General features: G+C 74.9%; 15 protein-coding genes. 8 read left to right on the top strand and 7 right to left on the bottom strand.

Annotated features, from left to right (window positions below):
* The first annotated feature begins 42 nt into the window (after positions 1-42).
* The gene (locus ACZ2G1_RS08260; RefSeq protein ID WP_017833464.1) at positions 43-585 is read left to right on the top strand and encodes a type 1 glutamine amidotransferase domain-containing protein; all 543 of its coding nucleotides are present in this window, start codon (positions 43-45) and stop codon (positions 583-585) included.
* A gap of 130 nt (positions 586-715) precedes the next feature.
* Here ACZ2G1_RS08260 and ACZ2G1_RS08255 read toward each other — a convergent pair whose 3' ends face one another.
* The 3 genes from ACZ2G1_RS08255 to ACZ2G1_RS08245 form a co-directional block, all read right to left on the bottom strand.
* The gene (locus ACZ2G1_RS08255) at positions 716-2320 is read right to left on the bottom strand and encodes an ABC transporter permease (RefSeq protein ID WP_368827424.1); all 1605 of its coding nucleotides are present in this window, start codon (positions 2318-2320) and stop codon (positions 716-718) included.
* Entirely contained in the window at positions 2317-3273 is a 957-nt protein-coding gene (locus ACZ2G1_RS08250; protein WP_017833466.1) for an ABC transporter ATP-binding protein, read from the bottom strand. Before ACZ2G1_RS08250 ends, ACZ2G1_RS08255 begins: the two co-directional genes overlap by 4 nt.
* A 136-nt stretch (positions 3274-3409) precedes the next feature.
* Positions 3410-4507, bottom strand: coding sequence for an acyltransferase family protein (locus ACZ2G1_RS08245; protein ID WP_470377682.1), 1098 nt, complete (start codon positions 4505-4507; stop codon positions 3410-3412).
* Between the two features lie 289 nt (positions 4508-4796).
* Between ACZ2G1_RS08245 and ACZ2G1_RS08240 the strand changes: the two genes are divergently transcribed.
* The 3 genes from ACZ2G1_RS08240 to ACZ2G1_RS08230 are packed head-to-tail and all read left to right on the top strand — an operon-like array spanning position 4797 to position 7637.
* The gene (locus tag ACZ2G1_RS08240) at positions 4797-5765 is read left to right on the top strand and encodes a DUF5919 domain-containing protein (RefSeq protein ID WP_470377681.1); all 969 of its coding nucleotides are present in this window, start codon (positions 4797-4799) and stop codon (positions 5763-5765) included.
* A gap of 56 nt (positions 5766-5821) precedes the next feature.
* Positions 5822-6307, top strand: coding sequence for a hypothetical protein (locus ACZ2G1_RS08235; RefSeq protein WP_017833469.1), 486 nt, complete (start codon positions 5822-5824; stop codon positions 6305-6307).
* Between the two features lie 46 nt (positions 6308-6353).
* The gene (locus tag ACZ2G1_RS08230; RefSeq protein WP_470377680.1) at positions 6354-7637 is read left to right on the top strand and encodes a cytochrome P450; all 1284 of its coding nucleotides are present in this window, start codon (positions 6354-6356) and stop codon (positions 7635-7637) included.
* Here ACZ2G1_RS08230 and ACZ2G1_RS08225 read toward each other — a convergent pair.
* Entirely contained in the window at positions 7595-8437 is an 843-nt protein-coding gene (locus tag ACZ2G1_RS08225; RefSeq protein WP_017833471.1) for an SDR family oxidoreductase, read from the bottom strand. The two genes, ACZ2G1_RS08230 and ACZ2G1_RS08225, sit on opposite strands and share 43 nt — an antisense overlap.
* A gap of 136 nt (positions 8438-8573) precedes the next feature.
* Here ACZ2G1_RS08225 and ACZ2G1_RS08220 point away from each other — a divergent pair, with 136 nt between their 5' ends.
* The 3 genes from ACZ2G1_RS08220 to ACZ2G1_RS08210 all read left to right on the top strand — a co-directional run bounded on the left by ACZ2G1_RS08220 (position 8574) and on the right by ACZ2G1_RS08210 (position 10010).
* Positions 8574-9074, top strand: coding sequence for a pyridoxamine 5'-phosphate oxidase family protein (locus ACZ2G1_RS08220; RefSeq protein ID WP_017833472.1), 501 nt, complete (start codon positions 8574-8576; stop codon positions 9072-9074).
* 76 nt (positions 9075-9150) lie between these two features.
* Complete coding sequence (locus tag ACZ2G1_RS08215) at positions 9151-9690, top strand: DUF488 domain-containing protein (protein WP_017833473.1); 540 nt, start codon at positions 9151-9153, stop codon at positions 9688-9690.
* On the top strand, positions 9678-10010 hold the full coding sequence (locus ACZ2G1_RS08210) for a cupin domain-containing protein (protein WP_017833474.1): 333 nt from the start codon (positions 9678-9680) through the stop codon (positions 10008-10010). Before ACZ2G1_RS08215 ends, ACZ2G1_RS08210 begins: the two co-directional genes overlap by 13 nt.
* 33 nt (positions 10011-10043) lie before the next feature.
* On the opposite strand, the gene ACZ2G1_RS08205 is transcribed toward ACZ2G1_RS08210, so the two are convergent.
* Positions 10044-10211 (bottom strand): hypothetical protein, encoded by a 168-nt coding sequence (locus tag ACZ2G1_RS08205; protein WP_017833475.1) that lies wholly within the window; start codon positions 10209-10211, stop codon positions 10044-10046.
* Positions 10212-10407: 196 nt separating this feature from the next.
* Here ACZ2G1_RS08205 and ACZ2G1_RS08200 point away from each other — a divergent pair, with 196 nt between their 5' ends.
* The gene (locus ACZ2G1_RS08200; RefSeq protein ID WP_095650337.1) at positions 10408-11067 is read left to right on the top strand and encodes an SDR family oxidoreductase; all 660 of its coding nucleotides are present in this window, start codon (positions 10408-10410) and stop codon (positions 11065-11067) included.
* Positions 11068-11171: 104 nt separating this feature from the next.
* On the opposite strand, the gene ACZ2G1_RS08195 is transcribed toward ACZ2G1_RS08200, so the two are convergent.
* Both ACZ2G1_RS08195 and ACZ2G1_RS08190 read right to left on the bottom strand, forming a co-directional pair.
* Positions 11172-11636: a nuclear transport factor 2 family protein gene (locus ACZ2G1_RS08195; protein ID WP_176337384.1), complete on the bottom strand. Its 465-nt coding sequence runs from the start codon at positions 11634-11636 to the stop codon at positions 11172-11174.
* Positions 11633-12172, bottom strand: a complete 540-nt coding sequence (locus tag ACZ2G1_RS08190) for a nuclear transport factor 2 family protein (RefSeq protein WP_229587862.1) — start codon at positions 12170-12172, stop codon at positions 11633-11635. Before ACZ2G1_RS08190 ends, ACZ2G1_RS08195 begins: the two co-directional genes overlap by 4 nt.
* Between the last annotated feature and the right edge of the window lie 93 nt (positions 12173-12265).

Raw genomic sequence — 12265 nt, 5'->3', positions numbered from 1 at the left:
ATCCACCCCATCCACAGATCCACCGCACCCAGGAGGCAGTCCATGACCACCGACATCACCGGCAAGAAGATCGCGTTCATCGCCACGAACGGCGTCGAGGAGCCCGAGCTCACCGAGCCGTGGAAGGCCGTCCAGGAGGCCGGCGGCACCCCCGTGCTCCTGTCCCCGGAGGAGGGCACCATCACGGCGATGCAGGGGGACTGGGACCGCGCCGGCAGCTACGACGTCGACGGCACCCTCGCCGCGGCGAAGGCCGAGGACTTCGACGCGCTGGTCCTGCCCGGGGGCACCCTCAACGCGGACACCGTGCGCACGGACCAGGACGCCCTGCGCCTGGTCAAGGAGTTCGACGCCGCGGGCAAGCCGATCGCGGCCATCTGCCACGCCCCGTGGATCCTCATCGAGGCCGGGCTCGCGCAGGGCAAGCGGCTCACGTCCTACACCTCCCTGGCCACGGACCTGAAGAACGCCGGGGCGGACTGGGTGGACGAGGAGGTCGTCGTCGACGGACGCCTCGTCACCTCCCGCAACCCCGGTGACCTCGAGGCCTTCAACCGGGAGGCTCTCACGCTCTTCGCCGGTTGATCAGCGCCGCCGGGCGACCGGCCCGCCGCGGAACCGCCCGGTTCCGCGGGTACCGCGGGGGCGCTCCCGGACGACCGTCGGAAGCGACGGCCGTCCGGGAGCGCCCCTGCGTCGGTGCCGGCCCCGCGGCTCAGGCCACGAGGTCCCGGCGGCGGAACCCGGCGGCGGCCGCGGCCAGGAGGGCGAGCGCCAGCGCGGCGAGACCCAGCAGCGGAGCGGCCTCCCAGTCCTCGGAGGGCACGAGCGGCGTCAGCTGCACGGGGGAGAGGTTCATCGCCGCCTCCGGCAGGTCGAGCAGCAGGCCGAACCACGAGACGAAGACCACGTACGCGACCACGGCCCAGCTCAGCGCGGCGAACCGCGGGACGAGTCCCACCAGGGCGGCGGCGACCCCCGCCACCACGAGCACGGCCGGGGCGTAGGCCAGGGCCGCCAGGGCGAGCTCGCCGGTCCAGCGCAGGTCCCCGGTGGTGGCGGTGACCCCGGCGCCCAGCGCGGCCCCGGCCAGCAGCAGGGCCAGGAGGGCCTCCACCACGACCACGGCGAGCCAGCCGAGCACCCAGCGCACCCGGTCGAGGCCCGTCGAGAGGAGCAGGGCCGTGCGGCCGGACTCCTCCTCGGAGCGCAGGCGCAGCACGCCCGAGACGGCGAACGCGACCACCCCGAGCGCGAGGTAGGACAGCGTCGCGGCGGCGAAGGACTCGGTGAGGGCGTCGAGGTCCATCACGAGCCAGTCGGTGATCGACGGGATGTCCGCGATGCTGTCCTCCAGCGAGTCGGCCAGCGAGCCGAAGGCCAAACCGAAGAGGACGAGCCCGGCGGTCCACCCCAGGAACGTGCCGCGCAGCAGCCGTCGCGCCAGCCCGGTCGCGGAGAGCAGGCCCGCCCCGGCCGCCGCGGGCCCGGGGCGTGCCGGCCGCAGCCCGGCGCCCAGGTCCCGCCGCTGGGCCAGCAGCACGGCCGCCACCAGCAGCGCCGCCGTGAGTGCCGCCGAGAGCGCCAGCGGCCACCAGCGCAGGTCCACGTAGAGCCGGGTCTGCTGGGCCCAGGCGATCGGCGAGAACCAGGACAGCCACGAGCCGGTGGGCTCGACGACGTCCCCGATCCCGCGCACCAGGAAGGCCGCGCCGAGCACGGCCATCGCCGTGCCGGAGGCGGCCCGTGCGTGCTCGGTGAGCTGGGCGGTCACGGCCGCCACGGCCCCGAAGACCAGGCCGGTGAGCGCCGTGGCCACGCCCCACGCCACGGCGTCGACCCCGCCCAGGCCCGCCGCGAAGAGCCCGGCGGTGATCCCGGCGCCGACCGCCGCGTCCGCCACGGCGACCGCACCCAGGGCGGCCGCCGCCGGGGCGAAGCGGCCCACCGGCAGCGCACGGACGACCTCGAGCCGCCCGGACTCCTCCTCGGCCCGCACGTGCCGGCTCGCGAGCAGGATGCTCATGATCGCCGTCGCCACGAGCACCGACAGGCTCAGCTCGTTGACCGTCATGGCGCCCAGCGTGTAGTCGTCCGCGCCGAAGGCCGGGCCGGTCATCATCACGGCGGACGGGTTGTCCAGCAGGGCCGCCCGGGCCTGGCGGGCCTCGCCGTCCGGGAACGTCTCCTCGAGGGCGAGCACCGTCGCGGACACGGTGCCGGTGAGCGCGAGCACCCACACGAGGATCCGGACCCGGTCCAGGCGCAGGTTGAGCCGGAACAGCCGGCCGGTCGCGGCCCACGGCTCGGCGGTCCTCATCGGGGCGCCCGCACGTCCCGGCCGGCGCCGCGCCCGGTCCCGCCCGGGGCGGCGGGCTCGGCCGGGCGGTCGCCGTAGTGGCGCAGGAAGAGCTCCTCGAGCGAGGGCGGGGTGACGGTCAGGTTCTGCACGCCCAGGTCCGCGAGCGCCCGGAGCACCTCGGGGACCCGGGCGTCGTCGACGTCGAAGCCCAGCCTCCCGTCCTCGTGCACGAGGTGGTGCACGCCCGGCAGCCCACCCAGGCGGCCGGGTCCGGCGGAGGTCGTGGCCGTGACGGCGGAGCGGGTCAGGTGGCGCAGCTGGGCGAGGGTGCCGCTCTCCACGTCCCGTCCGGCGCGGATGATGGTCACGGTGTCGCACAGCTTCTCGACCTCCGCCAGGATGTGGCTCGAGAGCAGGACCGTGCTGCCCTGCCCGCTCAGCCGGCGCACCTCGTCCGTGAACACGGCCTCCATGAGGGGGTCCAGCCCGGAGGTCGGCTCGTCCAGGACGTACAGCTCCGCCTCGGCGCTCAGGGCGGCGACCAGGGCCACCTTCTGCCGGTTGCCCTTGGAGTAGCTGCGGGCCTTCTTCGTGGGGTCGAGCTCGAAGCGCTCGACGAGCTCGTCGCGGCGGCGGCGCCGCCGCCGTCCGCCGCGGATGCCGGTGAGCAGGTCCACGATCTCGCCCCCGGTCAGGTTGGGCCACAGGTTCGTGTCCCCGGGGACGTAGGCGGTGCGGCGGTGGATCTGCACGGCGTCCCGCCAGGCGTCCAGGCCGAGGACGGTGGCCGTGCCCGCGTCCGCCCGGAGCAGGCCCAGCAGCACCCGGATCGCCGTGGACTTCCCCGAGCCGTTGGGACCGAGGAAGCCCGCGACCTGCCCCGGCGCCACGGTGAGGTCGAAGCCGTCCAGGGCCGCGGTGGGGCCGAAGGTCTTGACGAGCCCGCGGGCCTCGATCACCGGGGTGTCCATGGGTGCTCCTGACGGGTCGGGGCCGGCGGCGTCGCGCCCGCCTGCTCCTCACGGTAGGCACCGCCCCGGTGCCGGACAAGGCGGCCCGGGGGTCCCGGGCGCGCCGGCCGGGCGGCGGGGGCGGGAGCCGGCGCGGTCACTCCGGACGGCGTCCCTCCACGGCCGCGGGCGAGGGGTTCTGCGCGCCGGCGGAGGGGACCCGCCGGTCGGGCCGGTCGCGGGGGTCGAGCCACGCCTTGGCCCGCAGGGCGGGCTTCTCGACAAGCGTCCACGACAGCAGCGCCAGGGGCAGCGTCAGCAGGACGACGAGCAGGGAGTTGACGGCGACGCCCCACGACGCCGTGCCGAGCAGCACGAGGAGCTGCTGCACCGGGTACGCGTAGATGTAGACGCCGTAGGAGAGGTCGGTGCGGGTGGTCCAGTTCCGGGACGGGGCGGCGCCGAGGCCGAGGAGCAGCACGGCGAGCGGCAGCTGCCCGTACAGGTCCGCCCAGCCCTGGTCCGTGAGCACGGCGTAGACGACGCCCGCCCCCGCGACGTGCACCCAGGTGGGCCGCCACGTCCCCGCCCAGGCCCAGACCGCCGCGCCCGCCAGGAAGTAGCCCACCAGCCGGGCGCCGTTGAGCCAGAGGTGGCTCGTGACCTCCAGCGGGCCCTCGACCAGGGGGCGCAGGACGAGCACGACGAGGAACAGCCCCGGCAGCACCCACCGGGCGTGCCGCGCCGCGACGGCGAGGCTGAGGACGAGCCCGATCAGCAGGTAGGCGAGGGCCTCGTGGAACAGCGTCCAGAGCGAGCCGTTCCAGGAGTCCGGGGCCGGTACCCGGACCAGGGTCCCGTCGATGCCCCACTGCGAGATTCGCAGGTCGGCGTTGTTCAGCACGAAGCCGGCGGCGGAGGCCACGTCGAGCGACGTGCCCTCGAGCGCGGCCGCGAGCGGCGCGAAGACGGCGGCCACCAAGAGCAGGCTCACCAGGAAGGCCGGGTAGATGCGCAGGAACCGCCGCCAGAGGTAGGGCACCAGCGTGGTCCGCACCCTGCTCTCCGCGATGAGGTAGCCGCTGAGCACGAAGAAGCCGTTGACGGCCACGTCGGACAGGACCTCGAGGCTCGGGCCGTCCGCGCCGGTCAGCGGCCAGGTGTGCCCGACGATCACCAGGGACGCCAGACCCAGGCGGAGGGCGTTGAGGCGGTTGTGACGGTCGCCGAGGCGGTCCCGGAGTGTCGTGGTCAAGAGAGGTGCCTTCCGCAGGAGGGGGCAGCGCGGCCGGTGCGGTCAGCTGCTGGGCGTGGGGGCGGTCCCCGGGGCGGGGAAGCGGTCGTGACGCCGTTCCCCACCCGCCCGACTCCGAGTTTAGATATGCAAACGCATGGTGGGGTGCGGTGCCGCAGAAGTGGGGACGGAGCGCCGGACGGGCGCGGCGCACCGGCTGTCACAAAAAGCCCCGGTGCCCGGGGTGCTAACGCCCAGTTCAGGAGCCGTGCCAGGGTGGGAGCAGAGCCGCTCGAGGAGGGGGAGTCCCGTGCTGGAGATCCGCAGTGCTACCCAGGACCGGGCCGGGGGTGACGGGTGGCGCGCCGCCGCACGCACCGTGCCGCAGCGGCGCCCGGTCACGGCGCCGGTCGTGCTGGCCGGCCTCGGCGCGGCGCTCGTCGTCGTCGCCCTGGTGGCCGGACGGGCGTGGTCGGAGGTGCTCCTCGACGCCGGGGCCGTCCTGCTCACCGTGGGCGGTGTGGGGCTGCTCCTGGACGCCGGGCTGGCGCGCTGGCACGGCTCCGGGCCCGTCGAGGCGCAGCGTCCCCCGGTCCCCGCGCCGACGGCGGCCCGCGACGACCGGCTCGGCCTCGTGGGGGTCCGCGAGGAGCTCGACGCGGTCGACGTGCTCCGGGGCGTGCGCCCCGGCCAGGAGCTGTGGTGGATGGACACCTTCCCGCTGACCCTGGCCGGCGACCTGGACGCGATCCACAAGGCGCTCGACGCCGGGGTCCGCGTCCGGCTGCTGGTCCTCGACCCGAAGTCGCCCGCGCTCGCGTCCCGGCTCCGCGAGATCCGCCACCACTACGGTCTCTCGCCCATGGACCTGCGGCGCAGCTTCGACACGCTGGTCCACCAGCTCCGGGCCCTCGGCGAGCTCGACCCCGTGGTGGCCGAACGCCTGGAGGTGCGGGTCTACGACGGCCTGCCCGGAGCCCCGATCTTCCTGGTGCTCGGGGATCCTGCCGCGGCGGAGGAGCCGGCGGCGGGCCAGGGCGCGCCGCAGGTGATCCGGGCGTTCAGCAGCTACTTCCTGCTCGACGCGAGCCAGGACATGCCCTACCTGGAGTGGCGGGACGGGCCGTTCGCGGACCGGCTGCACTCCTACGCGCGGCACAAGTGGGCGGAGGGGCACACGGTGTTCCCGACCGAGCCCGCCGACCGCTCCGCCTCGGCGTTCAACGTCCGGCCCGAGGCGGCGGCGCGCCCGGCCCGGGGGAGCTCCGAGGGCTCCTGAGCGTCCGGCCCGGCGTCACTGTGGCGGTGAGCGCACAAGTCTGCTGAGATGACGGCATGGACGTTTCGGACTTCAAGACCCTGTTCGGCGACGACATCCGGGCCTGGCTCGACTGGGGTGCGGTGGACGACGAGAACTCCCGGATCGAGGACCTCGTGATCTCGTCCCGGGAGGAGCTCGCCGACCTCTACACGGTGTGGCACGTGGACCCCGAGGGCAACCCGGGCGAGTGGTCGCACCCGCAGCACCGGCCGCTGACCCTCGCCGAGGCGGCCGCGAAGCAGTGGCCGGAGGACCGGCAGGGCAAGATCGACCACATGCGCCAGGAGTTCGCGGAGGAGTCGGGGCCGGTCCAGCTCACCGTCCCGGCGTACCGGACCGAGGGCTTCCTCGTGGTACTCGACTCCAACCACCGCCTGGTGGGCGCCTACCTCTCCGGGGCCGACCTGCGCGTGCTGCTGGTCGTGCTGGACGGGCCCTCGTCCTCCCAGGTGCTGCCCGCCACCGCGCAGATCGAGAACGACCAGGCGGAGCGGAACTGAGACGGTCCACGCCGGACCGGTCCGACCCCGGGACTAGCATGAGCCCATGAGCGACGACGCCCGCCCCGAGACCCGCTGCCCCGTCCCGCACGGCGACCGGCGCCGGACCGCCCCGCCCGGCGAGCGCAGCGTGCCGCGGGTGGAGGTGCTCGACGGCGTCTGGCACGTCCGCTCCCTGCCGATGGTCCGCCAGGTGCTGCGGGAGGCCGACGGCACGGTCCAGGCCGGCTTCAGCGCGGAGACCGCCCGGCAGGGCCTGACCGGCGACCACCCGCCCGTGCTCTACGCGGACGGTCCGGAGCACCGGCGCCAGCGCACCGCCACCGCGAGGTTCTTCACCCCGGCCGCGGTGAGCCGCCGCTACCGGGCCCTGATGGAGGAGCGCGCCGACGAGCTGGTCGAGCGGATCCGGCAGGACGGCGGGGCCGAGCTGTCCGCGATCACGCTGCGCTACTCCGTGGAGGTCGCCGCCCAGGTGGTGGGGCTGACGAACTCGGACATCGACGGGATGTCCCGGCGCCTGGAGCGCTTCTTCAGCGGCCCCGTGACCGGCTCCGCCGGTTCCCCGCGGCGCCGGCTCCCCGCTCGTCTGGGCGCCGTCGCCGGGGCCCTGCGGCCGATGTGGGCGATGACCGCCTTCCAGCTCCGGGACGTGCGCCCGGCCATCCGGGCCCGGCGCCGTCAGCCGCAGGAGGACGTCGTGTCCCACCTGCTCGCGGAGGACTACACGGACCGGGAGATCCTCGTGGAGTGCCTCACCTACGCGGCCGCCGGCATGGCCACCACCCGCGAGTTCATCGCGGTGGCCGCCTGGCACCTGCTGGAGGACGACCGGCTGCGGGAGGAGTACCTCGCGGCCGACGAGCCGGCCCGGCACGGGATCCTGCACGAGATCCTGCGCCTGGAACCGGTGGTGGGCCACCTCTACCGCCGGACCACGCGGGAGCTGGTCCTGGAGGACGGGGACGAGCGCCACGAGGTGCCCGCCGGGGCGCTGCTCGACCTCTACGTCCGCCAGGCGAACACCGACGAGCAGGCCCTGGGGGAGGACGCCCGGCAGCTGTGCCCGGAACGGTCCCGGCCGCGCGGGATCCGGCCCGAGGCGATGTCCTTCGGGGACGGCGCCCACCGGTGCCCGGGCGGGTTCCTCGCGATTCAGGAGACCGACGTCTTCCTGCAGCGCCTGCTGCGGCTGCCCCTGGAGTTCGCGCACCCGCCGCGGGTCTCGTGGGTCGAGCTGATCGCCGCCTACGAGGTGCGCGACGTCGTCCTGCGGGTCGGCGCCGGTCAGGGGTGGCGCACGCCCTCCCCGGCGAGCACCGCCCGGTAGCCCTCCCGGTACGTGGGGTGGCGCAGCTCGACGCCGGACTCCCGCAGCCGCCGGTTGGACAGCCGCTTCGAGCCCCGGCGCGGCGCGTCCGCCTCCGGGACGTCCTCGGGCCGGGGGACGCCGAGCTCCTGCGCCAGGAACTCGAGGACCTCGAGCTCGGGCACGGGCTCGTCGTCCGTGCCCAGGTACAGCGTGAGCGGCTGCGCATCCATGGTCAGCAGGTGCACGGCCGCCGCCGCCGCGTCGTCGCGGTGGATGCGGTTGGTCCAGGCCGCCCCGGCGGCACCGTCCCCGGAGCGCACCTTGTCGATCAGCCGCGTCCGGCCCGGCCCGTAGATCCCGGACAGCCGCAGGACCGTGCCGTGCGGGAACTGCTCGTGGAACAGCTCCTCGGCCTCCAGCAGGATGCGCGCGGTCGGGGTCGAGGGGTCCGGCGGGGTGTCCTCGGTGACCTCCCCGCCGTCGGCGTCCCCGCACACGGCGGTCGAGGAGACCAGCAGGGCGCGCCGGGGCAGGGCCCCGGCGGCGCGCAGCCCGTCGAACAGGTGGCGCAGGCCGTCGACGTAGGCCGCCCGGTAGGCCTCCGGCGTCCGCCCGTCCGCGGCGGTGGCCACGACCAGCAGCTCGACGTCGCCCGGCAGCTCGGGCACCTCGGTGCTCAGGTCCACCGCGATCCCGGTCAGGGGCGGCGGCAGCAGCTCCGCACGGCGGCGCAGGCCCAGCACCTCGTGCCCCTGCCCGGCCAGCCGCAGCCCGATCTCCGTGCCCAGGTCTCCGCATCCCGCGATCACCACGCTCATGGCCCCGATTCTCCCACGTCCCGGACCGGGCGCCGCAGCGCGGGCCGGTCCTGTTCCCCCGGCGGCGGCGGCACCGTAGGTTGGAGGTGGCGGCCGGGCACCCCCGGGCGGCCGAGGAGCACGGAAGGGGCCGACGGTGGAGTGGTACCGCAAGGACGTGGAGGAGCTCGCCCCCGAGGACTGCTGGGACCGGCTGCGGGCGGACGGCGTCGCCCGGCTGGCCGTCGTGGTGGACGGGGCGCCGGAGATCTTCCCGATCAACTACGTGGTCGACCGCGGGACGATCGTGTTCCGCTCGGGCCTGGGCACGAAGGTGAGCGGCGCGCTCGGGGGCCTGGCGGTGGCCCTCGAGATCGACGGGCACGACCCGGCGACCGCCACGGCGTGGAGCGTGATCGTCAAGGGCGGCGCCGAGAGCGTCCGGCCGGGCCACGCCCTGATGGAGGCCCTGCAGCTGCCCCTGTTCCCGTGGCAGGAGGGGATGAAGGACCAGTTCGTCCGCATCGTCCCGACCGCCGTGACAGGCCGGCGCTTCACCATGGCCGACCACGAGGCGTGGAACTCCCGGGCGGCCGTCGGCCGCCGGACCCCGGGCGGGTCCGCCCGCTGGACCGAGGCCGGCTCCGGCGGGTCGTGACGGCCCGGGCCGGCTCCCGCGGAGCGGGCCGTGTCGGGACGGGGAGGCCTCCGTGCCCGGTCAGTAGGGTGGGGACATGACCGCGCACACCGTCTACACCGTGGGCCACTCCACCCGCTCCGCCGAGGAGTTCGTGGCGCTGCTGCGGGAGTCCGGGGTGCAGCAGCTCGTCGACATCCGCACGGTGCCGCGCTCGCGGAAGAACCCGCAGTTCGACCTCGACGCGCTGCCGGGCACGCTCGCGGAGGCCGGCATCGGGCACAGCTACTGCAAGGGCCTTGGCGGGCTGCGCCCCACCTCGAAGGACTCGGTCAACACCGCCTGGCGCAACGAGTCCTTCCGCGGCTACGCCGACCACATGCTGACCGACGAGTTCCGGGCCGCGCTGGCCGGGCTCGAGCGCCTGGCCGAGGACCGCGTGGTCGCGATCATGTGCGCGGAGGCCGTCTGGTGGCGCTGCCACCGCTCGCTCGTGGCCGAGGCCCTGCTGGTGCGCGGGCACGACGTGCAGCACATCATGGGCCCCGGCAAGCTGACCCCCGCGACGCTGCGGGACTTCGCCGTGGTCGACGGAGACCGGATCACCTACCCAGGAGGAGAACCATGCAGCACCTGAACGAGATCGCCCTGCAGCACCTGAACGAGGCACGCCACGCCCCGCACGGGCGCAGCGCCGAGCAGCTCCTGCACCAGAAGGTGCTGCGCCAGACCCTCCTGGCCCTCAAGGAGGGGGCGGTGCTCGCGGAGCACAACGCCCCCTACGCCGGGAGCCTGCAGGTGCTGCACGGGCGGATCCGGGTCTCCTCGAGCGAGGACCTGGTGCTCGGGGCCGGACACCTGCACGTGATCCCCGCGGAGCGGCACTCCGTGGTGGCCCTGGAGGACTCGGTGTTCATCCTCACCGCCGTGACCGGCATCGAGGACGCCGCCGAGTAGCCCCGCAGCGGCCCGGGGGAGGAGCGGGGGCGCTCAGCGCCGGCCCAGGTGCTTCTCCCGGCGGTAGGCGATGAACACGCCGGACACCGCGATCATCAGCATCATGGCGGCGATGAGCGCGAGCGTCCATGCGCCGTCGATCAGGGCGACGACCAGCAGGACGAGGGCGATCGCGGTCAGCAGGAGCTGGAAGATCAGCACGGGGCAGCCTCCGGTCGGGAACAGGGGTCCCGTCGAGGCTACCCGAGGCGTCCGCGGCGCCGGACGCCGGCGCCGGACGCCGGGGCCGGGCGCATTCCCGGTTTCGCCCTCCGCGTGAGCCGTGTACCTGCGGCCGGGAGGGGGCTAGCGTCGGGGGAGAACACCACGTCCCCTCACCACCCCAAGGAGCACATCCATGTCCCGCACAGCCATCATCGGCGGCCACGGCAAGGTCGCCCTCGTTCTCGCCCAGCTGCTCAAGACCGGCGGCAACGACGTCACGAGCATCTTCCGCAACCCCGACCACACGGACGACGTCGAGAACACCGGCGCGTCCCCCGTGGTGGCCGACGTGGAGCAGCTGTCGGTCGCCCAGCTCGCGGACCTGCTCGAGGGCCAGGACGCCGTCGTGTGGAGCGCCGGCGCCGGCGGCGGCAGCCCCGAGCGCACCTACGCCGTGGACCGGGACGCGGCGATCCGCGCGATGGACGCGGCCGTGATGGCCGGCGCCAAGCGCTTCGTCATGGTCTCCTACTTCGGCGCCGGCCAGGACCACGGCGTCCCCGAGGACGACCCCTTCCACGCCTATGCCCAGGCCAAGGCCGACGCCGACGACCACCTGCGCGCCTCCTCGCTCGACTGGACGGTCGTGGGCCCCGGCGCCCTCACCGAGGACGAGGCGACCGGCAGGATCGACGTGTCCGCGGGCGAGCGGGACGGCGAGCACCGGACCTCGCGGGCCAACGTGGCGCTCGTGGTCGCGGCCGTGCTGGACGACCCCTCGACCATCGGGAAGACCATCGAGTTCTCCGACGGCCACACGCTCATCACCGAGGCGCTCGAGGTGCAGCCGTGACCGCCTGAGCGCACCGCACGAGGGGCGGCCGCCGCGCACCGGGACCCCGGGCGCGGCGGCCGCCCCTCGCCGCAGGGCCCCTGACCAGGAACGGCGCAGGGTTCCTAGGCCAGGAAGTCGGCCGTCCCCAGGACGCGTGCGGTCGCGCCGGGCCCGGTCGTGCCGGGGCCGGGCGCGTCCAGGGCGGCGATGCGGCGCTCGGCGATCCGCCAGCCGTCCGGGGTGCGCACGAACAGGTCCAGCTGGTCCCCGCCCAGCGCGGTCCCGTCGGCGCACACCACCAGCCACTTGCTCCAGGCCCGCACCCGGTCCGGGGCGAGCCGGCGCAGCACCGTGTCGGTGACCAGGTGGGGGTCCCGGGTCTCGGCCAGGGTCCGCTCGGCGATCTCCGCGGGCCCGCGCGCGGTCCCGCCCGGGGAGACGACGACGGCGTCCCCGGTGAACACCCGGTCCAGGTCCGGCCAGGCGCGGGCGTCCACCACCCGGGCGCACCGGCTCAGGACGGTGCCGATCTCGAGCGCGTCGGCGGCGGGCACCCGGTCCCACCCCGCGCCCGGTGCGGGGCTCACCGGCGGGCCCGGTCGGCGGCCGCGAGCACGGCGTCGTCGAACATCGCGTAGGCGTGCGGGGCCGGCGCGTAGCCGCCCTCGGCGAGCGCCGCGGAGGCGGAGTCGTTGCGGGGCGCCACGGTGCGCCGCTCGATCCGCCACCCGTCGGCGGTGCGCCGGAACGTGTCGATGTAGTCGCCGCAGGCCACCCTCCGGTCCCACGTCAGCAGCAGCATCCTGGACCAGCACACGGCGGTGTCCGCGTCCACGGCCTCCACGATCGAGTTCAGGGTGTGCGTGGCGGGGAAGCGGGCGAGATCGACGGACTCGACGAAGCGCCGCACGCCCGCCGGGCCGTCGAACTCCCCCTGCGGTGCGCTGAGGCGGACTCCCGGCACGAACACCTCCCCGAACATGTCCCACTGGCGGTTGTCCAGCAGGTGCGAGGAGAAGCTCAGGATCTCGGCGATCTCGATCCGGTCCTGGGCGCTGAGCGCCCCGGTGGTGCTCTCCGTCGTGCTCTCCGCGGTCTGCTCCGAGACCTGTGTGTCGTCCATGGTCCTGCTCTCGTCCTCTCGTCCTTCTCGCGGGCCGGCCGGGCCGTTCCGGCGCGCCGGCGCACGACAAGCGGTTCCGCCCATGATGAATTC

The organism is Kocuria sp. KKT182 (genome assembly GCF_055635395.1).
This window is presented reverse-complemented; position numbering and strand designations above follow the sequence as displayed.